The 22,432-nt window shown below is 74.0% G+C and carries 24 protein-coding genes and 1 other RNA gene; 4 read left to right on the plus strand and 21 right to left on the minus strand.

All coding sequences use genetic code 11. The annotated features are described in order from the left end of the window. Window positions 1–45 precede the first annotated feature (45 nt). The 5 genes from Q0858_RS06820 to Q0858_RS06840 form a co-directional block, all read right to left on the minus strand. The gene (locus tag Q0858_RS06820; RefSeq protein ID WP_299052102.1) at window positions 46–1,560 is read right to left on the minus strand and encodes a M28 family peptidase; all 1,515 of its coding nucleotides are present in this window, start codon (window positions 1,558–1,560) and stop codon (window positions 46–48) included. Window positions 1,561–1,705: 145 nt separating this feature from the next. Continuing rightward, the gene (locus Q0858_RS06825; protein ID WP_299052965.1) at window positions 1,706–3,472 is read right to left on the minus strand and encodes a DEAD/DEAH box helicase; all 1,767 of its coding nucleotides are present in this window, start codon (window positions 3,470–3,472) and stop codon (window positions 1,706–1,708) included. Between the two features lie 86 nt (window positions 3,473–3,558). Further along, on the minus strand, window positions 3,559–3,798 hold the full coding sequence (locus Q0858_RS06830) for a DUF3039 domain-containing protein (protein WP_299052967.1): 240 nt from the start codon (window positions 3,796–3,798) through the stop codon (window positions 3,559–3,561). A gap of 62 nt (window positions 3,799–3,860) precedes the next feature. After that, the gene (locus Q0858_RS06835; protein ID WP_299052103.1) at window positions 3,861–4,457 is read right to left on the minus strand and encodes a YqgE/AlgH family protein; all 597 of its coding nucleotides are present in this window, start codon (window positions 4,455–4,457) and stop codon (window positions 3,861–3,863) included. Between the two features lie 28 nt (window positions 4,458–4,485). Further along, window positions 4,486–5,076, minus strand: a complete 591-nt coding sequence (locus Q0858_RS06840) for a hypothetical protein (protein WP_299052104.1) — start codon at window positions 5,074–5,076, stop codon at window positions 4,486–4,488. A 118-nt stretch (window positions 5,077–5,194) separates the two neighbouring features. On the opposite strand from Q0858_RS06840, the gene Q0858_RS06845 reads away from it, so the two are divergent. Next, on the plus strand, window positions 5,195–5,905 hold the full coding sequence (locus Q0858_RS06845) for a TetR/AcrR family transcriptional regulator (protein ID WP_299052105.1): 711 nt from the start codon (window positions 5,195–5,197) through the stop codon (window positions 5,903–5,905). Here Q0858_RS06845 and Q0858_RS06850 read toward each other — a convergent pair. The 8 genes from Q0858_RS06850 to Q0858_RS06885 form a co-directional block, all read right to left on the minus strand. Next, a complete protein-coding gene (locus tag Q0858_RS06850) occupies window positions 5,889–6,902 on the minus strand; it encodes a DUF3048 domain-containing protein (RefSeq protein WP_299052106.1) in 1,014 nt (337 codons plus the stop codon). The genes Q0858_RS06845 and Q0858_RS06850 overlap by 17 nt on opposite strands. 113 nt (window positions 6,903–7,015) lie before the next feature. Next, the gene (gene fabG, locus Q0858_RS06855; RefSeq protein ID WP_299052107.1) at window positions 7,016–7,771 is read right to left on the minus strand and encodes a 3-oxoacyl-ACP reductase FabG; all 756 of its coding nucleotides are present in this window, start codon (window positions 7,769–7,771) and stop codon (window positions 7,016–7,018) included. Between the two features lie 62 nt (window positions 7,772–7,833). Continuing rightward, window positions 7,834–8,259 carry an HIT family protein gene (locus tag Q0858_RS06860; RefSeq protein WP_299052108.1) on the minus strand — a complete coding sequence of 142 codons (426 nt, stop codon included), beginning with the start codon at window positions 8,257–8,259 and terminating at the stop codon, window positions 7,834–7,836. After that, window positions 8,256–9,098: a hypothetical protein gene (locus Q0858_RS06865; RefSeq protein ID WP_299052109.1), complete on the minus strand. Its 843-nt coding sequence runs from the start codon at window positions 9,096–9,098 to the stop codon at window positions 8,256–8,258. Before Q0858_RS06865 ends, Q0858_RS06860 begins: the two co-directional genes overlap by 4 nt. Before the next feature lie 462 nt (window positions 9,099–9,560). Further along, window positions 9,561–10,946 (minus strand): M15 family metallopeptidase, encoded by a 1,386-nt coding sequence (locus tag Q0858_RS06870; RefSeq protein WP_299052110.1) that lies wholly within the window; start codon window positions 10,944–10,946, stop codon window positions 9,561–9,563. A 33-nt stretch (window positions 10,947–10,979) separates the two neighbouring features. After that, a complete protein-coding gene (locus Q0858_RS06875) occupies window positions 10,980–12,302 on the minus strand; it encodes a hypothetical protein (RefSeq protein WP_299052111.1) in 1,323 nt (440 codons plus the stop codon). 7 nt (window positions 12,303–12,309) lie between these two features. After that, the gene (locus Q0858_RS06880; RefSeq protein WP_299052112.1) at window positions 12,310–13,419 is read right to left on the minus strand and encodes a crosslink repair DNA glycosylase YcaQ family protein; all 1,110 of its coding nucleotides are present in this window, start codon (window positions 13,417–13,419) and stop codon (window positions 12,310–12,312) included. 22 nt (window positions 13,420–13,441) lie between these two features. Continuing rightward, window positions 13,442–13,729, minus strand: coding sequence for a DUF1905 domain-containing protein (locus Q0858_RS06885; protein ID WP_299052113.1), 288 nt, complete (start codon window positions 13,727–13,729; stop codon window positions 13,442–13,444). A gap of 54 nt (window positions 13,730–13,783) precedes the next feature. Between Q0858_RS06885 and Q0858_RS06890 the strand changes: the two genes are divergently transcribed. After that, a complete protein-coding gene (locus Q0858_RS06890; RefSeq protein WP_299052114.1) occupies window positions 13,784–15,010 on the plus strand; it encodes a sulfite oxidase in 1,227 nt (408 codons plus the stop codon). A gap of 93 nt (window positions 15,011–15,103) precedes the next feature. On the opposite strand, the gene ssrA is transcribed toward Q0858_RS06890, so the two are convergent. After that, window positions 15,104–15,471: a transfer-messenger RNA gene (ssrA, locus tag Q0858_RS06895) on the minus strand. A gap of 73 nt (window positions 15,472–15,544) precedes the next feature. On the opposite strand from ssrA, the gene ribD reads away from it, so the two are divergent. Further along, window positions 15,545–16,576, plus strand: a complete 1,032-nt coding sequence (gene ribD / locus Q0858_RS06900; RefSeq protein WP_299052115.1) for a bifunctional diaminohydroxyphosphoribosylaminopyrimidine deaminase/5-amino-6-(5-phosphoribosylamino)uracil reductase RibD — start codon at window positions 15,545–15,547, stop codon at window positions 16,574–16,576. On the opposite strand, the gene Q0858_RS06905 is transcribed toward ribD, so the two are convergent. The 7 genes from Q0858_RS06905 to ftsE are packed head-to-tail and all read right to left on the minus strand — an operon-like array spanning window position 16,570 to window position 21,568. Then, window positions 16,570–16,989, minus strand: coding sequence for a BLUF domain-containing protein (locus tag Q0858_RS06905; protein ID WP_299052116.1), 420 nt, complete (start codon window positions 16,987–16,989; stop codon window positions 16,570–16,572). The two genes, ribD and Q0858_RS06905, sit on opposite strands and share 7 nt — an antisense overlap. Window positions 16,990–17,006: 17 nt before the next feature. Continuing rightward, entirely contained in the window at window positions 17,007–17,423 is a 417-nt protein-coding gene (locus tag Q0858_RS06910; protein ID WP_299052117.1) for a BLUF domain-containing protein, read from the minus strand. 2 nt (window positions 17,424–17,425) lie between these two features. After that, on the minus strand, window positions 17,426–17,905 hold the full coding sequence (smpB, locus tag Q0858_RS06915; protein WP_299052118.1) for an SsrA-binding protein SmpB: 480 nt from the start codon (window positions 17,903–17,905) through the stop codon (window positions 17,426–17,428). Window positions 17,906–17,937: 32 nt separating this feature from the next. Then, window positions 17,938–18,546 carry a hypothetical protein gene (locus Q0858_RS06920; RefSeq protein WP_299052119.1) on the minus strand — a complete coding sequence of 203 codons (609 nt, stop codon included), beginning with the start codon at window positions 18,544–18,546 and terminating at the stop codon, window positions 17,938–17,940. 47 nt (window positions 18,547–18,593) lie between these two features. Continuing rightward, a complete protein-coding gene (locus Q0858_RS06925; protein WP_299052120.1) occupies window positions 18,594–19,856 on the minus strand; it encodes a M23 family metallopeptidase in 1,263 nt (420 codons plus the stop codon). Window positions 19,857–19,909: 53 nt separating this feature from the next. After that, window positions 19,910–20,821 carry a permease-like cell division protein FtsX gene (gene ftsX, locus Q0858_RS06930; RefSeq protein WP_299052121.1) on the minus strand — a complete coding sequence of 304 codons (912 nt, stop codon included), beginning with the start codon at window positions 20,819–20,821 and terminating at the stop codon, window positions 19,910–19,912. Window positions 20,822–20,878: 57 nt separating this feature from the next. Further along, on the minus strand, window positions 20,879–21,568 hold the full coding sequence (gene ftsE, locus Q0858_RS06935; RefSeq protein WP_299052122.1) for a cell division ATP-binding protein FtsE: 690 nt from the start codon (window positions 21,566–21,568) through the stop codon (window positions 20,879–20,881). 73 nt (window positions 21,569–21,641) lie between these two features. Here ftsE and Q0858_RS06940 point away from each other — a divergent pair, with 73 nt between their 5' ends. Next, window positions 21,642–22,295, plus strand: a complete 654-nt coding sequence (locus Q0858_RS06940) for a hypothetical protein (protein ID WP_299052123.1) — start codon at window positions 21,642–21,644, stop codon at window positions 22,293–22,295. The last annotated feature ends 137 nt before the right edge of the window (window positions 22,296–22,432 follow it).

Genomic DNA, 22,432 nt, shown 5'->3' on the forward strand with positions numbered 1-22,432 from the left:
GGGGGCCGTCGTACGGCTGTGGACCAGCCGTGGAACAGCGGTGGATCAGCGGCGCGGCTCGGCCGCCAGCCCGCTCCTGACCGTGCGCTCGGGCGCGCGGTTCGGGGAGTCGATCTCCCGGGTGCTCCTGGCCAGGGTGATCGCCATGTGGCCGATCGCGTCGGCCATCGTGTGCAGCGGCCCGATCTTCACGTTCGCCAGGTTGTCGTCGGCGGTGTGGTAGTTCGGGTCGTAGGTCTCGCCGGCGGTGCCGCCGAAGACCTTCGCCTGGTAGGGCGTCTTGACGCCGTCGGCGCCGGTGAACAGACCGCCCGCGGCGACGCCGTTCAGCAGGAACGCCTGGTAGTCCGACCGGCCGGAGAACTCGGTGTCGACCGCGACCTGCTTCTGGCTGCGGAAGTAGCTGCGGAACATCTGCTCCGTCTCGATCGACCCGGCCGTGACCGGGGCGCTCGCGGGGAACTTCGACTCGTCGGCGTCGTACACGCCGATGATGTGGTTCGGCGAGCCGAGCATGTCGAAGTTCAGGTACGTCGCGATGTTGTCGAGCTGGCGCCCCGGCTGCTCGACGAGGTCGTTCACGTACTCCGTCGAGCCGATCAGGCCGAGCTCCTCGGCGCCCCAGAAGGCGAAGCGCACCATGTTGCGCGACTTCTTGGGCATGTTCTTCGCGACCTCGAGCAGCGCGGCGACGCCGGTGCCGTTGTCGTTGACCGCGGTGGTGTCCTCGACGCCGTCGAGGTGGGCGCCCAGGAGGATCTCGTTCTCCGCGTCGCCGCCGCGGGCGGCGGTGATGTTGAAGCTCTCGGCCTCGAAGCGTCGGATCCGGATGTCCAGGGTGGCGGTGGTGCCCTCCTCGGCGGCGGCCACGAGCGCCTGGCCGGCCTCCTGGGTGACGCCACCGGCGGGGGCGCGACCCTCCTGCACGGCACCCAGGGTGCCGTTCAGCTCACCCTCGGTGTTGTTGTAGACGACGACACCGACCGCGCCGGCGGCCGTGGCGGCGTCGGCCTTCTCGGCGAAGCTGCAGGTGCCCCGGCTCACGACGGCGATCTGGCCGGTGGCGTCGACACCGTCCCAGGCGGCGGCGTTGCAGCCCAGCGGCTCGGCGGGCACGACCAGCTCGCCGGTCACCCCGCCCTCCGGGGTGCTGTTGGTGAAGGCCATGGAGAGGATGTCGACGGGCTCCTCCCCCACGGTCAGGGACTCGGCCTCGATCTCCTCGGCGTCGTAGGAGAAGTAGTCGCGCTGCGGCTTGTAGCCGGCCTCGCGGAGCTGGAACTCGACGTACCGGGCGGCGGCCTGGTAGCCCTCGGTGGTCGAGGCGCGGCCGCTGTAGCGGGTGCCGAGGGTCTCGAGCGCCTCGAGGTGCGAGCGCAGCCCGGCGGGCTTGATGGCGGCGCGCATCGACGCGGAGTCGGTCGCGGCGGTGGTGGACGGCGCGCGCTCGGAGACGACGACCGCGGTGGCGGTCGGGGTGGCGGCCGAGAGGGCGAGGGTGATGCCGGCTGCGGAGGCCACGGTGGCGGCCCCGAGACGGCGTCGACGTGTGACGGACACAGTCGACTCCTTCCGAGATGAGGAGTGGTGGGGTGGAACCCCAGGAGATTCCTGTGTCGCGGGGACGCCCGGATAGACCGGCGCGGCGATCGTTGCCGGACCGTGACCCGGCTGCGGGAACAATCCCGGGCCGGCGCCGGACCCCTCAGCCGGTCGGCCGGGCCGCCCAGTCGCGCAGGCGGTCGATGCGGCGCTGCAGCTGCTCGGCGGTGGCGGCCGCCGCGGCGGGGCCGCCGCAGTCCTTGCGGAGCGTGGAGTGGGTGACGCCGTGCGGGGTGCCGGTGCGGTGGTGCCAGGCGGCGACCAGGCCGTTCAGCTCGCGGCGGAGCATCGCGAGCTGCTCGTGCGCCGTACGACGGGTCTCGGCGTCGTCGGCGACCGTCGGGACGGGCGCCGGTCCGGCCGTACGACGGGTGGCCGCGGCCCGCTCGCTCTGCCGGGTGTGCAGCAGCTCGCGCACCTGGTCGGGCTCGAGCAGGCCGGGGATCCCGAGGAAGTCCATCTCCTCCTCGGAGCCGACGTGCACCTCGCCGGCGTGGCCGAACTCGCCGCCGTCGTAGAGCACCCGGTCGAAGCGGGCCTCGGAGCCGATGGCCTCGTAGGACCCCTCGAGCTCGTCGGAGGCGCCCTCGGAGGCGTTCGCGCGGGCCAGCAGCTGGTCCTCGGCGGCGAAGATGTCGTCGTCGTCGCGGACGGCCCGGCCGAGCACGTGGTCCCGCTCGACCTCGAGCGCGGCGGCGTGCCCGAGCAGGCTGGGCACGGACGGCACGAACACCGAGGCCATCTCGCCGCGGCGGCGGGCGCGCACGAAGCGGCCGACGGCCTGGGCGAAGAACAGCGGCGTCGCGGTCGTCGTCGCGTAGACGCCGACGGCGAGCCGCGGCACGTCGACGCCCTCGGAGACCATGCGGACCGCGACCATCCAGCGGTCCTCGGACTCGGAGAACGCGCCGATGCGAGCCGAGGAGGCCTTCTCGTCGGACAGCACCACGGTGGGCGCCTGGCCGGTGATCTCGCGGAGCAGGGCGGCGTACGCGCGGGCCTTGTCCTGGTCGGAGGCGATGACGAGGCCGCCGGCGTCCGGCACGTGGCGGCGGACCTCCTCGAGGCGGCGGTCGGCGGCGGCGAGCACCGCGGGCATCCACGACCCGTGGGGGTCGAGGGCGGTGCGCAGCGCCTGGGCGTGCATGTCCTTCGTCAGCGGCTCGCCGAGCCGCACGTCGATCTCGTCGCCCGCCCGGGTGCGCCACTGCATCTGCCCGGAGTAGGCCATGAACAGCACGGGCCGCACGACGTGGTCCTTGAGCGCCTGGGCGTAGCCGTAGGTGTAGTCCGCCATCGAGCGCGGCACCCCGTCGTCGCCGGGGACGTAGGTGACGAACGGGATGGGGTTGGTGTCGGAGCGGAACGGCGTGCCCGTGAGCGCCAGGCGGCGGGTGGCGGGGCCGAAGGCCTCCTCGACACCCTCGCCCCAGCTCAGGGCGTCCCCGGCGTGGTGCACCTCGTCGAGGATCACCAGCGTCTTGGAGCGCTCGACGCGGATGCGGAGCGCGAGCGGGTTCGCGGCGACCCCGGCGTAGGTGACGGCGACGCCGACGTAGTCCGTCGAGGTCTTCGCCCGCCCCGCGCCGTACGCCGGGTCGAGCGGCACGCCGGCGCGCTCGCCGGCCTGGGCCCACTGGGTCTTCAGGTGCTCGGTCGGGGTGACGACGATGACGCGGTCGACCACGCGGCGTCCGAGCAGGTCGGCGGCGACGGTGAGGGCGAAGGTCGTCTTGCCGGCGCCCGGGGTGGCGACGGCGAGGAAGTCACGCGGCGCGCGCTCGGTGTAGAGCCGCAGGGCGGCCGTCTGCCAGGCCCGCAGCGACGGCGCCGTGCCCCACGCGGCCCGCTCGGGCCAGGCCGGCGGCAGGGCCGGCTCGGGCAGCTCCGGGGAGAGCAGGTCGGGTTCGTCGGTGCTGAGCAGGTCGCGGTCGGAGGAGGGACGGGGCCGACCCGTCACTCGCCGTCCCCAGCGTCGTCGCCCTTCATCGTCTCCCAGATCTCCTTGCACTCCGGGCAGACGGGGAACTTGTCGCCCGAGCGGCTCGGCACCCAGACCTTGCCGCACAGCGCCACGACGGGCGTGCCCATGACCATCGCCTCGGTCAGCTTGTCCTTCGGGACGAAGTGGCTGAACCGCTCGTGGTCGCCGGAGTCGGTGGGGACGGTCCGCTCGTCCTCGCGGACGTCGCCCAGGGTCTCCGGCTCAGCGAATCCGATGCGCGTGCTCACGTCGTCCACCCTACGGCGCGCACGGGTCAGTTCAGGCCGGGGTCGGCGGGCCGCGTCGCCGCCCAGGCCCGCTCCCCCGGCTGACGGCGCAGGACGTCGCGGCGCAGGTCCTCGACCTCGGGGCGGAAGACGTCGCCGACCTCGCCGGGGACGACGTACCAGCTGCCCTCGGCGATCTCCCCACGCAGCTGCTCGGCCCCCCAGCCGGCGTACCCGGCGTAGATCCGGACGGCGCTGACGCTGCCCTCGACGAGCTCGACGGGGGTGTCGAGGTCGACCAGGCCGAGGTCGTCGACGAGGGCGCGGAAGCCCACGGGGGCGGTCCCGGGGTCCGGGTCGGCGAGGCGGACCAGCCCGAGAGCGCCGTCGGAGCCCACCGGCCCCCCGGTGAAGAGGGTCTCCGGCGGGCTGACGACGTCGCGCCAGGCAGCGAGCACGTCCGCGACCATGACCGCTGACGGGCGGTTCAGCACGAGACCGACCGCGCCGTCGTCGTCCACGTCGATCATGAGGACGACGGTGTCGGCGAAGTTCGGGTCGAGCAGCTCGGGGCTGGCGACGAGCAGCGTCCCCGGGACGACCTCCCCGACGCCTCCGGTCACCCCACCCGATGCTCCGCTCATGGACCCATCATGGCCCCGGACGGGTTCCTCAGGCAGGCAGCAGGGCCCGGAGTCGTCCGAGGAGGGCGACGGCACCGCGCTCGTCGCCGGACGGGGACCGGGGCGCGGCCCCGGGGCCGGCCCACTGCTCGCGGGCCTCCTCCTCGAGCCGTGCGCCCAGGACCGCGCCGCGGGCGAGGTCGTGGGGGCCGCACCAGCCCGCGGACGCGGCGAGCAGGAGGCGCTCCTTGGCACGCGCCCGGCCCATGGCGCGGGCCAGGCGGGGGTCGTCGCCGCGGGTCCGGGCGAGATCGAGGACGGCGCGGACGCCGGGCATCTCGTCGGCCACTCCCACCCAGGCGCGCCGGGTCGCGGCGGCCAGGTCCTCGGGCGAGGACGCCTGGGCGGCCTCGATGCGGGAGGCCAGGCGGGTGTACCAGCGCAGCTGGAGGGCGGCGACGAGGTCGAGGTCGTCCGCGAAGGTCTCGGACACGCCCGGGACGTCGGTGGGCAGCAGCGCGTCGCGGCGCCGGTCGGCGGCGACGATCACCGCGCGCAGCACCTCGGCGCGGCGGTGGCGGGTCGAGGGGCGGGTCGGGGGGAGGGTCGAGCGGCGGGGGGTGCGGTCCGTGCGGGCCATCGTGGACTCCTCGTGGGCGTCGGCTCACATACTGACGGTACGTACCGAGGGTACGTCGCATACTCGCGGTATGCCAGCGGTCCGGGGGTGATGTCCGGCACGGGCCTAGACTGGTGTGATGCCTGTCGCACGAGCCGCCAAGCGGCTCCGCCCCGCGGTGCCCGCCCTGCCGGGCTCGACGCGGCGTGCGCAGTACTCCGCGGCCACCCGCCGCACCCTCGTCGACGTCGCGACGGAGCTCTTCACCGAGCAGGGGTACGCCGCGACCTCGCTCGACTCCATCGTGGCCGGGGCCGAGGTCACGAAGGGCGCGCTCTACCACCACTTCGGCGGCAAGCAGGCGCTGTTCGAGGACGTCTTCGCGACCGTCGAGCGCGACGCCGGCGACCGCATCCGCGCCTCGCTGGCCGACGCGGGCGGACCGTGGGACCAGGCCCTGGTCGGCCTCCGCGCCTTCCTCGACGTCGTCCGCGAGCCGGCGTACCGCCGCGTCGTGGTGCAGGAGGGGCCGGCCGTGCTGGGCCACGAGCGGTTCCGCGAGCAGGAGCGCACCTGCCAGGCCATCGTGGTCGACCTCGTCGCGGCGGTGCTGGCCGACGCGGACGGCGTCGTCGACCAGCCGATGCTGGAGACGATCAGCGACATCTTCTTCGGCGCGATGTCGACCGCGGGCGAGACCGTGACGGCCTCGGACGACCCCGACGCGGCGAGTGCCCGGGTCGAGGCGGCGGTGGCCTACCTGGTGACCGGGCTCCGGACGATGGTCGAGGCGGGCGTCCCGCTGCCGAGCAGCGGGGCCCCCACCACGGCCGTCACTTCCCGGAGCTGACCGACCCGCCGTCGGCCGGGATCAGCTCGATCCACGTCTTGCCGGGCGGCACCACCAGCGGCTCGTCGTCGCCGGTCCGCAGGCGCAGCGCGCCGCCGAACCCGTCCTTCGACCAGGTCCCGCTGACCCCGCGGCCGTCGTGGAACAGGGTCGCGTCGCCGCTGCCCTGGAAGATCGTCTCGGGCACCGGGTTGCCCGCCGGGTCGAGGTAGCCGGCGTCGCCCACCTCGGCCTTCAGCACCAGCACGGTGTCGGCCCGGAATCGGTCGCCCTCGGCCGCGTAGCCGTTCGTGAGGTCGTACGCCCCGTCCGTGAGCTGCCAGGTCGACGTCCGGGCGCCGGAGAAGGTCGCCGCGATCGTCCTCGCGGGCTTGCCCTGCGGGTTGTCCGAGGCGTCGCCGAACGGCAGGTAGTCCGGCGGCCGGGTGGGCTCGCCGGAGCCGCCGACCTCCTTCAGGTTCGCCATCAGGTTGTACGGCGCCGAGCGGTCGGAGGCCCGGTAGAAGCCCTTCGAGCCCTCGGTGAGGATCGGGATGCCGGCGCCGCGGATGCGGGCCACGGTCGGGGCCGCGCCGCCGCTGGTGACCATCGAGCCCCCGGCGGGCTCGACGATGCCGACGTCGGAGGCGCGCATCGAGCGGACCGGGCCGACCTCGGTGGGCAGGTCGCGGTAGAAGAACGCCGCGAGACGCGTCGTCCCGCCCTCGACGAGCTGCTCCACGACGAGCTCGGCCTCCCCCAGCCCCTCCTGCGGGCTCGAGGACGACGAGTTGTCGATCTTCGTCACGAGCACGGGGTGGGTGCGCTCGGAGGTCTCGTCGGCGCCGACCGGCTCGCCGGTCAGCGGCCAGTAGGAGGTGAGCTTGTGACCCTCGGAGACACCAAGCGGGTCACCGCCACCGGCGGCCTGCGGCTCGTCGTCCCCGCTGCACGCGGAGAGCAGCAGGGTGGTGCTCAGGACGGCTGCGCTCAGGGCGAGCCCGCGGCGAGTGCGCACGGCGTCCCTCCTCATGGTCTACCGATTGGGTCGACTTCGAGTGTGGCACCGGGGTGGAGCGCCCGCGGGAGGCGCGCCGACCCCGGCGCGGTGCCGGCCGGGGGCCGACGCACTCAGACCAGCGTGGCCCCGCCGTCGACGTACAGCGTCTGGCCGGTGACGTACGACGCCTCGTCGCTGCACAGGAAGGCGGCGATGGCGGCGATGTCCTCGGGGTGGCCGACGCGCTTGACCGGGTTGCGGTCGGCGGCGGCGGCGCGGAAGTCCTCCACGCTCATCCCGACCCGCGCGGCGGTCGCGTCGGTCATGTCGGTGGCGATGAAGCCGGGGGCGATGGCGTTGGCGTTGACCCCGAACGGGCCGAGCTCGATGCCGAGGGTCCGCGTGAAGCCCTGGACGCCCATCTTGGCCGCGGAGTAGTTGGCCTGGCCGCGGTTGCCCAGCGCGGAGACGCTGGAGAGGTTCACGATCTTGCCGTAGCGCTGCGGCACGAAGTGCTTCTGCGCGGCCTTCGTCATGGCGAAGGCGCCCTTGAGGTGGACGCCCATGACGAGGTCCCAGTCGTCCTCGCTCATCTTGAACAGCAGGTTGTCGCGCGTGATGCCGGCGTTGTTCACCAGCACGTGGACGCCCCCGAGCTCGGCGACGACCCGGTCGACGGCTGCCTCGGCGCCCGCCACGCTCGACACGTCGCAGCCGATGCCGACGGCCTTGCCGGGGAGGCCCGAGGCGGCCTGCTGGGCGGCGGACTCGTCGAGGTCGAGGACCGCGACGGCGGCGCCCTCCTCGGCGAACCGGGTGGCGATCGCCAGCCCGATCCCTCGCGCCGCACCCGTGACGACGGCGACGCGCTCGTCGAAGCGACCCATCAGAATGACTCCTACCGTTCGGTAACTGGACGCCCGTCACGATAGGCGCAGCCCGCGCGGGCTCACGCGCCGGGCGGCGCCAGCGCCGCGCGGAGGCGGTCGCCGACCTCGGCGGCCTCCCCCTCGGCGTACGTGGTGCGGGGCCAGAAGAACCCCCGCAGCCCGTCGCCCTTGGTGCGGGGCGCGACGTGGCAGTGCAGGTGGGGCACGGACTGCGAGACCACGTTGTTCATCGCGACGAACGACCCCTGGGCGCCCAGGCCGTCGACCACCGCGCGGCACACCCGCTGGACGGCCTCGAGGAAGCCGTCGCGCAGCTCCGCGGGCAGGTCCGGCAGCGTGTCGACGTGCTCGCGGGGCACGACGAGCACGTGGCCGGGGAAGAGGGGACGGACGTCGAGGAACCCGACGTACGACGGCTCGTCGAGCACCACCTCGGCCTCGGTCTCCCCGGCGAGGATCGCGCAGAACACGCAGCGCCCGCTCACGGCCGCGGCAGGCCCATCGGGTTCGGCATGCCGACCTCGCCCCGGTCCACGACGTCGCGCGACATGGTCCGCAGGGTCTCGACGACCCTGTCGGCGTCCTCGCCGAGCGCGGCCGGGACGGACTCCGCGAGCCGGTCGGTCTCGGCCTCGACGGCCTCGCGGTGGGCGCGCCCGGCGTCGGTGAGGGTCTCCCCCTCGACCAGGCCCCGCCCGCGGAGGTCGTCGAGGGCCGCCTCCCACTCCTCGTCGGTCCAGCCCCGGCTGCCCTGCACCATCTCGCGGCCGGTGTCGCCGGTGGCGACGTGCGACACGGACGCCGTCAGCCCGGTCAGCCCGGCGTGCACGCAGGCCAGGACGTGGCCGTCGCCGCGGTGCTCGCGCAGCACGGCGGTGGCCAGCCACAGCCGGGCGAGCAGGTCGTCGGGCCGCGGCACGCTCGCCCAGGCCGCGGCGAGCGCGCGCCCGTCATATGACGCGACGTCGGCGGCGCGCTCGAGCGCGGTGACGGCGAGCTCGAGATCGGCGCGGTCGACCGTCGCCGCGGCGGGCTCGAGGACCCGGCCGGCGGTCTCGAGGCGGGAGGTGATCGCGACGTCCGGGGTGATGCGGCCCCACACCTTCGGCAGCGCCCGCTCGACCCGGGCCGGGGCGAAACCGAAGAACAGCGCGGTCACGACCGCCGGCGGGACCTCGCCCAGCGGGGCGGACCTTGCCGCGAAGTAGTCGTTCCAGCCGCCGGTCAGGCCGCGGGCGGCCATGTCCTCCCTGAACGCCGGCTGGAAGTAGCTGATCGCGTGGAGGGGCTCGGAGGCCCGCCAGTAGGTGCGCGCGGGGTGCATGACGTCACTGTGTCACTCCTCGCTCGGCGCGCCCGGCCGGAGATCGAGGTGCGAGCGTCGCGCAGCGACCGAGCCACGAGATCCCGCACGACGTACGACGGCCCTCACCGGGTCTCGTGGTCCCTGCGCTCCTGCGTCGCTCCGGGACACCTCGACCACCGGTAGGTCACGCACACGAGGCGGCAGCGTCTCGTGTTCGCGGGCAGTTCTCCGCTGCTGGAGCGGAAAACCGCCCGCAAAGACCGCGCACGACGTACGACGGCCGCTCAACGGGTCTCGACGACGCACGCTCGCTGCGCTCGCGTGCTGCTCGACCACCTGGAGCGCGGAGATCGAGGTGCGAGCGTCGCGCAGCGACCGAGCCACGAGATCCCGCACGACGTACGACGGCCCCTCACCGGGTCTCGTGGCCCCTGCGCTCCTGCGTCGCTCCGGGACACCTCGACCACCGGCAGACCCACGTCAGTGGCAGACGCCCCCACCGCAGGCGAGCGGGCGGCGGGTGGTGCGGGCGACGGGGCGGCCGTCGAAGTGGTGGGCGTCGAAGGTGCCGTAGGTCCAGCGGAAACCGTGGGCGGCGAAGATCCGGACCACCGGGTGCTCGGAGGAGCGCCAGGCCACGCGGGGGTGGGACTTCCCGACCCACCAGGTGTTGGGCGTCCAGCCGTCGTTGGACCGGTAGGGGTTCTCCCACGGGTTGATGTCGATGGAGCGGCCGTAGGAGTGCGGGGAGGTCCGACCCGGGGCCCCGACCACGTCGCGGCAGTTGAACGCCGAGGTGTTGTCGGCGGCCATCGAGGCGTAGTCGTCCGCGCCGCGCAGACGGTCGGAGTAGCCGAAGCGGTCGACGCGGTACATGTGGCGGATCGGGATGTCCGCGGCGTACAGCGCGCGCATCACGCCGACGGTCTTGCCGGCGATCGCGGCGTTCACGACCAGCTCCCCGCGGCGTCGGTATCCCTCGAAGTCCCAGTAGTTGGTGCGGACCAGGCGCAGACCGGGCCGCCCGACCGGGCAGCCCTCCCGCCAGCTCGTCCCGACCATCGAGCGCCAGGTGGCGTCGGGGATCCGGACCGCCGAGGCGTTGGCGCCCTTCCCGACCGCCCGGGCCTGGTCGGGCAGGTCGCGGCGCGGGTCCGGCGCGCCGGCCGGGAGGTTCACCGGGGTGCCGGGCGGCAGGTTGTCGACGCGCAGCACCGGGGAGGTGTCGCCGGTGTGCCAGGACGACGCCTCACCCACGAGGCGGTAGCGGACGTCGGAGCGCGGTGTCGTGGTCCAGCGGGCCTTGCCGTCGCGGTCGGTGCGCAGGCGGCGGACCGTCGTCCAGCCCGACCTCACCCCCCGCTCGACCCGGACCGCCCCGGGGACGGCGACGCCGCTGCCGGTGGCCCAGCTGATCCGGAGGGTGACCGGGCGGCCGTCGCGGACCTTCTTCTGCACGAACCCCTTCAGGACGGTGTTGCGACGCAGGACGGCGACGTCGCGACGATCGCTCAACCGGCCGTCCGCCGTCGTGTGCAGCGCCCGGAACCGGTTGCGCTCCGGCGTACGGCGCAGCGTCACCGGCAGCTCGACGGTGCCGTCCGGGCCGGTCGTGAGGGTCGCCACCGGCTGCCAGTCGCTGCCGTCGAAGCGCTGCAGGTCCACCTGCTGCTCCGGCTGCGGCGCACCGTCGGCGTCGAGCAGCCGCACGGTCGCGGTGACCGTCGCGTCGGCGTACCCGCGCGGCACGGCGAGGTCGAGGCGGCCGTCGGCGGCGCGGGCGTCGCGGTCCGCCGCCGTGGCGGGCGCGGCGAGCAGTCCGGCGGTGAGGACCAGGGCCAGCAGGGCTCCGAGGCGTGTCAGCACCGGACGATCATGGGGCCCGTGGGGCCTGTGTGGTCAGCGGCGCGCGGTGAAGCTGCCGTAGCGCCAGCGGAACCCGTGGCGGGCGAAGACCCGGACCACCGGGTGGCTGGTCGAGCGCCAGGCGACGCGGGGGTGGGCGTTCCCGACCCACCAGTCGTCGGGGACCCACCCGTTCGGGGTCAGCGACGGGTTCTCCCAGGGGTTCATCTCGATGGTGCGCCCGGTGGCGGACACGGCCCGGTCGCGCGGGCGTCCGAGTGCGCCGCGGCAGTTGAAGGCGGAGGTGTTGTCGGCGGCCATCGACGCGATCGGGTCGGCCCCGCGGAACCGCGGCGAGTAGCCGAACCGGTCGACCCGGTACATCCCGCGGACCGGCAGCTCCTCGGCGTACAGGTCGCGGACCACGCCGAGGACCCGACCGACGACGTCGGCGTTGACGACCAGCTGGCCGCGGCGGCGGTAGCCGTCGAAGGCCCAGTAGTTGGTCCGCACGAGCCGGAGGCCGGCGCGGCCGACCGGGCAGCCGCGGCGCCAGCTGACGCCGACCATGTCGTTCCAGACGTCGTCCGGGATGCGGGTCGCGACCGCGTTGGCGCCGCCACCGACCGCGCGGGGCTGGAGCGGGAGGGCGCGGCGCGGGCGGGGCGCCCCGGAGGGCAGGCGGACGGGGTCCCCGGGCGGCAGGTTGTCGACGGCGACCTCGTTGCTGGTGTCGCCGTCGAACCAGGTCGACGCGAGCCCGACGGCCCGGAACCGGGTGTCGACCCGGGGTCGGACGCGCACCCGCGCCTTGCCGCGCCTGCTGGTCTTGACGGTGTCCACCGCCCGCCAGCCCGAGCCGGTGTCCTGCTCGAGCCGGACCTTGCCCTTCAGCCGCTCCCCCTGGCCGGTCGCCCAGCCGATCCGCAGCGTCATCGACCGCTCGTCGCGGAGCTTCTTCTGCCCGAAGAGCACCACGCGGCTGTTCCGCTTGCGCAGCGCGAGGTCGCGGCGGGTGGTCAGGGTGCGGCTCGGGGTCGTGTGCTTGACCCGGAAGCGGTTGAGCTCGGTACGCCGGCGCAGGAGGACGGGCCGGTTGACGCGGCCGTCCTCGCCCGTCTCGAGGGAGGCGAGGAGCTGCCAGGTGCGGCCGTCGAAGCGCTGCAGGCGGACCCGCTGCCCGACGTCGGGCCGCCCGTCGGCCTTGCGCAGGCGGACGGTGGCCTGCACCCGCTGGTCGGCGTACCCGCGGGGGACGAACAGGTCGAGGTCCTTCGTGGACCCGCCGGCGCCCTCGGCGCTCGCCTGCGGGGCGGGCGCGGCGAGCAGACCGGCGACGAGGGCGGCGACCACGGCGGACGCCAGGCGAGGCATCATGCGCCGATCATCGACCCCCGGGGGCCACGTCCTCGCGCGCAACGCCGAGCCAGGCGGCGAGCTCTTCGAGCTGCGCGTCGACCGCGGCCCGCAGGGCCGACGACCAGACGCCGTCGGGGTGGACGCCCCTCACGTGGAGCTCCCCGGCGTCCACGACCCGCTCCACGTCGACCTGACCGACGAGCCGGTCACCGGCGAGGACGGGCAGCGCCCAGTAGCCGTGTCGGCGCTGCGCGACCGGCTTGTACATCTCGAGGACGTACTCGAAGGCGAACAGCTCGCTCGTCCGCCGGCGGTCGAGCACGAGGTGGTCGAGCGGCGACAGCAGGACGACGCGCCCCTCCTCGTCGTCCCAGGGCCGGGCCAGGTGGGCCAGGTGGGACCCGTCCACCCGCCAGCGCCCCCGGACGCCGTCGACGCGCGTCTCCACGCCCGCCTCACCGACGTCACGGGGCCGGGCGATCCCCCGGGCCGCGAGCAGGCGACGACCCCGCTCCGCGCGCGCCTCGTCGAGCGGCACCGGCTCGTCGTCCGGGTAGACGCGTGAGGCCAGGTCCCACAGCGGCACCCGGCCCTCGCGGCCGGCGACGGCGACCTCGCCGCGCTGCACGAGCAGGTCGAGCAGCCGCTGGAGGTTCCTGCCGCCGGTCCACCCCGTCGAGCGCCAGGGCTTCACGCAGGTGTCCGGCAGGTCCGCGGTCGGCAGCGGCCCGTCGGCCCGGAGCGCCGCGAGGACGTCACGCCGGCAGCCGTCGTTGGCGGCGACCCACCCGGCGAGGTGCTCCGCCTCCGCCTCGGTCCCCGCCGCCGCGGGCCAGGCGGCCATCTCGGCGGTGTGCAGGCGGAGGTCCTCGGCCGGGACCGCGTGCATCCGCAGCTCCACCAGCTGACCGGTCTCCAGCAGGTCCCGCAGGTCGCCGGGGTCGTACGACGACCCGAGCCGCCCCCACAGGACGAGGTCGGCGCTGCGGGCGACGTACGCCGTCGGGTCCAGCTGCAGCGACGTCAGGTGCCGGACCACGTCGAGCGCGTCCGTCGCCCGCGGGCCGGCCAGCAGCTGCGCGCGCACCGCGACCCGCCGCGCCTCGGCGGCGCTCAGCACGACGGGCTCGCTCACCCGACGCAGGCTAGACGTCGCCTCAGACGTCGATCGTCAGCGTCACGGTGATCGTGTCGTCCAGCGCGATGCGCTCCGGCCTCCGCAGCGCGACCTTGAGCGGGACGACGTACCCGCCGTCCTTCGGCCACAGCGACGTCGTCGAGACCGTCACCCCCACCCGGACCTCGACCGGGATCATCCCCCAGCCGTAGGTGACCGCCCGGGCGACCTCGGCGATCTCCTCGGCCTCGTCGGGCGGCACGGTGACGAAGTGGTACGGCGCCGGCCCGCGCCACTCCCACACGACGCCGTCGAAGCTGAGCTGCACGACACGAGGGTAGATCGATCAAAGTCGACTAACTCAATAGTGTTGAATGCTCCGATGACGACCCGCCCCCGGCCCACGCGCCGCACCGTCCTGTCCGCGGCCGCGGTGGCCCCGCTCGCCGCCACCCTCGTCCGACCCGGCCCCCTCGCGCACGCCGGTGCGCCGAACATCCTCAAGCCGCTGCCCGCCGAGCGGTTCCACGACTACGGCACCAACGCCGAGATGCGGTGGGACTCCGTCGACCCGGAGCGCTACTTCACCGCCCAGCGCGACCTGTTCGTCCGCAACCACACGCGGACGCCCACGATCGACCCCGCGACGTACGCGCTGAGGGTGTTCGGCGACGGCCTCGGCGAGCGTCGTACCGAGGCCGAGGCGCACGTCCTGACCCTGAGGGACCTGAAGCGGATGCCGGCCCACACCCGCACCACGGTGCTCGAGTGCACCGGCAACGGCCGCAGCTTCTTCACGAGCCAGCAGGAGCAGACCGTCAGCGGCACCTCGTGGAAGCTCGGCGCGGTCGGCACCGTCCGCTGGGAGGGCGTCCGGCTGCGCCACGTGCTGCGCCGCCTCGGCGTCTCGCCGCGGGCCGTCTCGATCATGGCCACGGGCCTGGACGACGAGTTCGTCAGCGGCGAGACCAACTACGGCCGCGTACGGCGCCCCTTCAGCGTCGAGAAGGCCCTCGACGACGCGATCCTCGCGTGGGGCGCCAACGGCCAGGACCTCCTGCCCGACCACGGCTTCCCGCTGCGGCTGGTGCTGCCGGGCTGGATCGGCATCGCGAGCATCAAGTGGCTCGGCTCGCTCGAGGTGTCGCGCCGCGAGCTGACCTCGCCGTGGAACACCACCTTCTACCGGATGACCGGTGGCGACTACCCGGCCGACTCCCCGCCGCTGACCGTCAACCCGGTGCGCTCCGCGTGGGAGCTGCCGTGGGGGGCGACCATCGCCGCGGGCGGGACCCGCACCCTGACCGGGCGGGCGTGGAGCGGCGCCGGCCCGATCAAGCGCGTCGACGTCAGCCTGGACGGGGGCGAGACGTGGCAGCGCGCCGAGCTGGTCGACCCGAGCGGGCGCGCCCCGCGTGCCGGTGCGGGCGACAGCGGCACCGGCTGGACCCGCTGGTCGGTGCGCTGGCGCGCCCCGCGGCCGGGCAGCTACGAGCTGCTCGCCCGCGCCACCGACCGCGCGGGCCGCACCCAGCCCGACGTCACGCCGTACAACTCCCAGGGCTACTTCTTCGACGCCGTGGTGAGGCACCCGGTCACCGTCGCCTGAGCGGGGACACAGGACGGCACGAGAGCCGCCCCGGGGTCCGGGGCGGCTCTCGTGGTGCCAAGAGGGCTGTCAGGCGGTGGTGCTCTGGTGCCGTGGTGGAGCTGGCGGGAATCGAACCCGCGTCCTCGGGCGCCGTGCCAGGGCTTCTACGGGTGTAGCGCGTGAAGTCGTTTTCTCAGTCCCGGTGCTCCCACGAGCAGGTCACCGACGGACTCAGCCGGGCTGAAGTCCCCGTCAGCACTCCCGGCGAGCGCTGACGAGCAAGCCCCCTAGATGAGGCCGGGACCCGGGGCGGAGGCGCACCCGGACCGACCCTTCGATCACTGCTCAGGCAGCGAGAGCGAAGTGACTGCGCTTGGAATCGGCAGTTGTTGTTTTCCAGCGATCGTTGACGAGATGACGCTGGCTCCTCGACCCGCTTCCCCTGGGATCAACGTCCCCAGTCGAAACCGATCAGCCCCTCTTGAGTTGTACCCCTCCACTGTAGCGCGGACGGCGGACCCACGCCCCGAGCACAGGGGCCAGGATGGTCCCGTGACCACCGAGCGCGAGGCCATGGACACCGCGCTGGCGCTCGCCGCCACCCCCGGCGTCCCGCTGGGCCCGAACCCGCGGGTCGGGTGCGTGCTGCTGTCGCCGTCCGGGGAGGTCGTCGGCGAGGGGTACCACCGCGGGGCCGGCACCCCGCACGCCGAGGTCGACGCGCTGAGGGCGGCCGGGGAGGCGGCGTGCGGCGCGACCGCGGTGGTCACGCTCGAGCCCTGCGACCACACCGGGCGCACCGGCCCCTGCACGCAGGCCCTCCTGGCCGCCGGCGTACGACGGGTGGTCCACGCCGTGGCCGACCCCAACCCGGACGCGGCGGGCGGCGCCACCACGCTCCGCGCCGCCGGGGTCGAGGTCGTCGGCGGGCTCGCGGAGGACGCCGCCCGGGCGCTGAACCGCGCGTGGCTGCACGGCCTGGCGCACGGCCGGCCGTTCGTCACCTGGAAGCTGGCCGCGACCCTCGACGGACGCAGCGCCGCCGCCGACGGCACCAGCCGCTGGGTCTCCGGGCCGGAGTCGCGCCTCGACACCCACCGGTTGCGCGCGGAGGCCGACACCATGCTCGTCGGCACGTCGACGATCCTGGTCGACGACCCGCTGCTCACCGTCCGCGACGCCGACGGCGACCCGCTCCCCCACCAGCCCCTGCGGGCGGTGATGGGGCTGCGGGACCTCCCGGCCGACGCACGGGTGCTGGCCGACGTGCCGGGCGCCCCGGACACGCCGGCGACGCTGCACCTACGGACCCGCGACCCCCACGAGGCGATGTCCGCCCTGTTCGAGCAGGGTCGTCGGCACGTCTTCTGCGAGGGCGGCCCCACCCTGGCGGCGGCGCTGTGGCGGGCCGGGGTCGTCGACGAGGTCGTCTGCTACACCACGCCGATGCTCCTGGGCGCGGGTCGGGCCGCCGTCGGCGACCTGGGGGTCACGACCATCGCCGACGCCGTCCGGCCCGAGGTCGTCGACGTCACCCGGGTCGGCGACGACGTCCGCTGGACCCTGCGACCCCGGCGTCAGTAGGCGAGGTCGCGGAACAGCCGGGCGCCGACGGCACCCTGGCTGAACCGCACGCTCGCGTCGTGGAGGGTCTCCCCCGCGCGCAGGAACTCGGTGAAGCCCGGCGTCGCGAGCGACTCCTCGTCACCGAGGTAGTCGAACCCCATCGACCAGTCCGGGAACGACCGCTCGACGACGTCGTCGTGCAACGTGCGGACCACCCGGCGGTGGCGGGGGTCCGCCGCGATCCGCTCGAACAGCCCGTCGACCGCGTCGGCCGGGCCCTCGAGCGTCTGGATGAACCGGCCCCCGGCGTACAGCAGCATCCCCGTGACGTCCAAGGACGCGTTGCGCGCCCGCGAGGACACCATCAGGTCGTGCAGCGCGGACAGCCGGAACGGCGCGGCCGCGGTGGAGACGTAGGTCAGGGACCTCATGACGGGCTCGGCGCCGCTCAGCGGGGGTAGTCGCTGAACAGGCGGTAGAAGATCCCCGCCCGGCTGTGCGTGAACGACCCGTGGCTGCTCTTGTCGGTCTGCAGCCAGGAGTTGAAGCCGGGGATCCGCGAGGCGTCCTCGTCGCTGACGAGCTCGAAGCCCATGGACCAGTCCGGGAAGGACCGCTCCTTCACCTGCTCGCGCAGCATGATCATGATCTCGCGGTGGCGGGGGTCCTTCTCGATGGTGGAGTACAGGTCGGCGACCGCGTCCTCCTCGCCCTCGAGGGTCTGGATGAAGTTGCCGCCGGCGTAGAGCATCATCCCGGTCACGCCGAGACGCTCGTTCTTCGGCCGCGCGTGCGAGAGCAGCTCCTCGAGCTGCTCGCGCGTGAAGGGCTCCGTCGCGCTGCTGAGGTAGGTCAGGGAGAGCATGGTCAGTCCGTGATTCCTTTCAGGCGGCGCCCGACGGCCTGCTCGGTCTCCCGGTTGGCCTGGCGCTCCGCGATGCTGTGTCTCTTGTCCCACGTCTTCTTGCCGCGCGCGAGACCGATCTCGACCTTGGCGCGCCCGTCCTTGAAGTACAACGAGAGCGGGACCACCGTCAGTCCCTTCTCCGATACCCGACGGTCGATCTTGTCGATCTCCTCGCGATGCAGGAGCAGCTTGCGCCGCCGCCGGGCGGCGTGGTTCGTCCACGTCCCCTGGGAGTACTCCGGGATGTGGACGCCGTGCAGCCACGCCTCGTCGCGGTCGATGTCGACGAAGCCGTCGACGAGCGAGGCACGGCCCGCCCGCAGCGACTTCACCTCGGTCCCGGTCAGCACCAGGCCCGCTTCGTAGGTGTCCTCGACGTGGTAGTCGTACCGCGCGCGCTTGTTCTGGGCGATCATCTTGCGCCCCTGCTCGCGTGCCACACCGATCATTCTGTCAACAGGCGCAACAGGAATCAGGGGCGGGGCGGGGGCTCCTGGTACGGCGCCCGCTGCGGCTCCGAGTACGGCGCCTGCTGCGGCGGCTGCTGGGGCTGCGGGTGGGGCTGCTGCTGCGGCTGCTGCTGGGGCTGCTGGGGCGCCTGCGTCGGCGCGGCGTGGGTGCCGGGGGTGCCGGGGGTGCCGGGGGTGCCGGGGGTGCCGGGGGTGCCGTGGGGCGTCTCGCGGGGGGCGGTGCCGGGGCCGGTGTCGATCTGCGGGCTGCCGGACTCGCCCTGGCGGTGGTCGACGTCCGGGTCGAGCCGGTCGGCCTCGGCGATGGCCGAGGAGTGCTCCTCGCGCTGCTCGCGGGCCACCCGCGCGCGCTCGGCGGCCTCCGCCTCGAGCTTCTCGGCCTCGGCGGCCTTGGCGCGGGCCTCGGCCCGGGCCCGCTCGGCGGCGGCCTCGGTCTCGCGGGCCTGCGCCTCGCTCCGGGCCACCCCGGTCGCCTGGGCGCCGGCGTGCTCACGGAGCTCGGCCGCACGGGCGCTGCGCTTGAGGCGCCGCTGCTTGGCGAGCGCCAGGCCCACCCCGACGAGCACGAGCAGCACGACCAGGGCGATGACGACCCACATCCACGGTTCCATGGCTCAGCCAACCACAGATCGGGCGGCGGGCGGGGGACGTCGACGGCTCAGAGCCAGTCCATGGGGTTCACCGGCGTGCCGTTGACGGTCACCGTGAAGTGGAGGTGGCAGCCGGTCGACCACCCGGTCGACCCGACGTACCCGACGAGCTGGCCCTTCTCGACGCGCTGGCCCGCCGAGACGACGTAGCTGGTGGCGTGGTTGAAGATCGACGCCAGCCCGACGCCGTTCGTGAGCCCGTGGTCGAGGATAAGGCGGTTGCCGTACGACGTCGAGAAGTACGACTCGACGACCGTGCCGGCCGCGCCGGCGTACATGGGCGAGCCGCAGGGGGCGCCGAAGTCGGTGCCGTCGTGGAGGGCGCGGTAGCCGTAGATGGGGTGGGTCCGCATGCCGAAGGGCGACGTGACGTAGCCGTTCACCGGGTAGCCGAGCACTCCCCCGCCGGCGGGCGCGCCCCCGGCGCCGGCACCGGCGGCCAGGGCGCGGCGGCGCAGCAGGTCCTCGACCCGGTCGCTCTCCGCCTCGAGGTCGCGCAAGGTGTCCTCGTCGGCCGCCCGCGCGCGGTCGGCGGCCTGCCGGGCGCGGGTGCGCTCGGAGACCAGGTCGTTGACCTCGGTCGTGGTCCGCCACTGCTCGGCGGTGAGGTCCTTCTTGCGCCGCAGGTTGTCCCGGGCGTCGTCACGACGCTCCGCGACGAGCTCCTTGGCCGCCTCGACGGCGTCCTCGTCGACGCTGAGCAGCACCTCCGCGGCCCGCAGGTCGTCGTACGTGCGGGTCTCGTCGCCGACCATGACGTCGCTGGCCTCGTCGCGGCGGGTGAGGTCGGCGGGGTCGTCGGCGTTGAGCATCGAGGCGAACGCGGCGAGGCCGGGGTCGGCGCCGGTGTAGAGGTCGACGACGGTGTCGGCGACGGCGTCGCGCTGGTCGGCGACGTCCTGCTGGCCGGTGGCGAGGGCGTCGCGGGCCTCGGCGAGGTCGTCCTCCGCCTCCTGCAGGCGCTCGGCCATGCGCTCGTCCTGGCGCTTGGCCTCGGCCAGCTCGTCGCGGACCTCCGCGAGCCGCTCCCGGGCGTCGCGCAGGTCGGTCTGCGCCGCCCGGAGCCGCGTCACGGCCCGGTGTGCTCGGGCGCTGGACTCCGACAGAGCCGAGTCCGCGTCGTCGATCCGGTCCTCGAGCCGGTCGGCCCGCTCCTGCAGGTCGTCGTCCTCGGCGGCCGCGGTGTACGTCGCGGACGCGCCGAGCAGCAGCGCCAGGGTCGCGACGAGCGCGATCGCTGGGCGTCGGACCGTGCGGGGAAGGGAGTGCACCGAGGGGCCTCACCGGTCGGGGGAAGTAACTCCCGCACCATAGGCCCCAGCCGTCACACCTTCGTGTATTTCCGGGTGAGCACGAGTGTCGGCAGCACCGTCAGCAGCGGACCGAGGACGGCGATGGCCGCCACCGCGACGCCGTACTCGGGCAGGCCGATCCACGGCATGAACCGCAGGGAGTCGCTGAGCTGCTCGGCGATGCCGAACCACATGAACGCGGCGAGCGCGCCCGCGGCGAGACCGACGCCGACCAGCGCGGTGACGAGCGCCTCCAGGACGAACGGCAGCGTGATGTAGAGGTTCGAGGCGCCGACCAGCCGCATGATGCCGATCTCCTTGCGTCTCGCGAGGGCGGCGAGGCGGATGGTGTTGCCCACCAGCAGGAGTGCCGCGAGCACCAGGAACCCGGCGATGCCGATCGCCCCCCACTGCAGCGCGTTCAGGGAGGTGAAGATGGGTTCGAGGACCGCCCGTTGGTCCCGGATCTGGGAGACACCCGGCAGTCCCTGGACCCGGCTGGCGACGGTCTCGAACTCGTCGGGGTCGGACAGCTCGACCCAGACCGACTGCGGCATCGCGTCCGCCGTGGCCGCCGGGTTGTCGCCGGTGAACCGCTCCTCGCCGTACAGCTCCTTGACCTTCTCGAACGCCTCCTCCTTCGACTCGTAGCGGTAGCCGGAGACGCCCTGCGTGTCCTGGACCGCGGCCTCGACCGCGTCGCGCTCGGCGTCGGTCACCTCGCCGGTGCAGGCCGGGTTGTCGTCGGCGTCACGGCACAGGAAGACGGTGACCTCGAGCTGGCTGCCCCAGTAGCCCGCGGCCCGGTCGGCCTGCTGGTTCAGCAGGACGCCGAGCCCGACGAGGGTCAGGGAGACGAACAGGGTGAGCACCACCGCGATGTGCATCGTGAGGTTGCGGCGGAGCCCCTGGGCGAGCTCGGAGAAGACGTAGCGCAGCTGCATGGGTGAGGGGTCCTCGGGGGTTGCTGATCGGGGTGTCGGGCGGGGGCTCCGGCGGGGTCAGCTCTGGTAGCCGTAGGCGCCCTGCGCCTGGTCGCGGACGACGGAACCGTGCTCGAGCTCGACGACGCGCTTGCGCATCTGGTCGACGATGCCGGCGTCGTGGGTGGCCATGACCACCGTGGTGCCGGTCCGGTTGATCCGGTCCAGCAGCTTCATGATGCCCACCGACGTCCCCGGGTCGAGGTTGCCGGTGGGCTCGTCGGCGATGAGGATCTGCGGCCGGTTCACGAACGCCCGCGCGATCGCGACCCGCTGCTGCTCGCCGCCGGACAGCTCGTCGGGGAAGCGGTCGCCCTTGCCGTCCAGACCGACCAGCTCGAGGGTCTCGGGGACCAGCTCGGCGATCTGGGCCCGCGGCTTGCCGATCACCTGGAGGGCGAATGCGACGTTCTCGGTGACCGTCTTGTTCGGCAGCAGCCGGAAGTCCTGGAAGACGGTGCCGATCCGGCGCCGCAGGCCGGGGACCTTCCACCCGGCGAGGCGGTTGATCTCCTTGCCGGCGACGTACACGCGACCCTCGGTGGGGCGGGTCTCGCGCAGCACCAGGCGCAGGAACGTCGACTTCCCCGAGCCCGAGGTGCCGACGAGGAAGATGAACTCACCCTTCTCGACGTCGACGCTGACGGCGTCCAGTGCGGCGTGGCCCTGGCCGGGGTAGGTCTTCGTGACCTTCTCGAAGCGAATCACCGCATCGAGGGTAGACGAGGGTCCTGAGTGGCCCGTCGGCCCCGTTCCGCCCGCTCCTCCCTACCCTGGGGCCATGCGTCGCGTCGCCCGGTCCCTCGCACCCCTGGGCGCCCTCGTCCTGCTCGCGACCGCCTGCTCGGGCGGCTCGGGCGAGCCGGACGCCGCCCCGTCGGCGCCGCCGACCCCGGAGCCCACCTCGCTGGCCGAGGTGGACACGGCCGCCCTGCCGGTGGTGCGGACGGCGTTCTGCGACTCGATCGAGTCCGCGCAGGTCGAGGCCGCGCTCGGCGGGCCGGTGGAGTCCACCGACCACTACGCCAACGGCGAGCGGGCCTCGCTGGCCCCGGACGTCACCGACGTCGCCCACGAGAACGGCTGCGTCTTCACGGGCGCGAGCGACTCCGGGGACGTCGTCGCCCGCACCTGGGTCTTCGTCCCGCCGGTGGACGCCGACCAGGCCGAGCAGCTCGCCGAGGCCGCCCGCGCCGACGAGGACTGCAACCCCGTCGACGGCGCCGCGGCGTACGGCGAGGAGTCGGTCGCCCTGGTCTGCCGCAGCGGCGAGCGCCGGGACCGCACGGTGGAGATCTCCTACCGCGGCCTGTTCGGCGACGCGTGGCTCGCCTGCTCCCTGCAGGTCCCCTTCGCCGACTCCCCCGGCCGCGCGGACCTCGTCGCCCGCACCGACGCCTGGTGCCTCGAGGCCGCGTCCGCTGCGGCGACGTAACCGGTCCGCCGTCCGTCCCACCGGGTCTCGACGACGCGCGCTCGCTGCGCTCGCGTGCTGCTCGACCAGCTGACGATCCGCAGATCGAGGCCGTCGTACGTCCCACCGGGTCTCGACGACGCGCGCTCGCTGCGCTC

Source organism: uncultured Nocardioides sp. (genome assembly GCF_947489365.1).
Classification (GTDB): domain Bacteria; phylum Actinomycetota; class Actinomycetes; order Propionibacteriales; family Nocardioidaceae; genus Nocardioides.

What these genes read in the sequence shown, in the direction of transcription:
- Q0858_RS06910 (WP_299052117.1), bottom strand. Translation starts at nt 17,423, where the DNA reads ATGCTCTCCCTGACCTACCTCAGCAGCGCGACGGAGCCCTTCACGCGC.
- fabG (WP_299052107.1), bottom strand. Translation starts at nt 7,771, where the DNA reads ATGGGTCGCTTCGACGAGCGCGTCGCCGTCGTCACGGGTGCGGCGCGA.
- Q0858_RS06875 (WP_299052111.1), bottom strand. Translation starts at nt 12,302, where the DNA reads ATGATGCCTCGCCTGGCGTCCGCCGTGGTCGCCGCCCTCGTCGCCGGT.
- Q0858_RS06905 (WP_299052116.1), bottom strand. Translation starts at nt 16,989, where the DNA reads ATGAGGTCCCTGACCTACGTCTCCACCGCGGCCGCGCCGTTCCGGCTG.
- Q0858_RS06890 (WP_299052114.1), top strand. Translation starts at nt 13,784, where the DNA reads ATGACGACCCGCCCCCGGCCCACGCGCCGCACCGTCCTGTCCGCGGCC.
- Q0858_RS06920 (WP_299052119.1), bottom strand. Translation starts at nt 18,546, where the DNA reads ATGGAACCGTGGATGTGGGTCGTCATCGCCCTGGTCGTGCTGCTCGTG.
- Q0858_RS06840 (WP_299052104.1), bottom strand. Translation starts at nt 5,076, where the DNA reads ATGGCCCGCACGGACCGCACCCCCCGCCGCTCGACCCTCCCCCCGACC.
- ftsX (WP_299052121.1), bottom strand. Translation starts at nt 20,821, where the DNA reads ATGCAGCTGCGCTACGTCTTCTCCGAGCTCGCCCAGGGGCTCCGCCGC.
- Q0858_RS06835 (WP_299052103.1), bottom strand. Translation starts at nt 4,457, where the DNA reads ATGAGCGGAGCATCGGGTGGGGTGACCGGAGGCGTCGGGGAGGTCGTC.
- Q0858_RS06845 (WP_299052105.1), top strand. Translation starts at nt 5,195, where the DNA reads ATGCCTGTCGCACGAGCCGCCAAGCGGCTCCGCCCCGCGGTGCCCGCC.
- Q0858_RS06865 (WP_299052109.1), bottom strand. Translation starts at nt 9,098, where the DNA reads ATGCACCCCGCGCGCACCTACTGGCGGGCCTCCGAGCCCCTCCACGCG.
- Q0858_RS06940 (WP_299052123.1), top strand. Translation starts at nt 21,642, where the DNA reads ATGCGTCGCGTCGCCCGGTCCCTCGCACCCCTGGGCGCCCTCGTCCTG.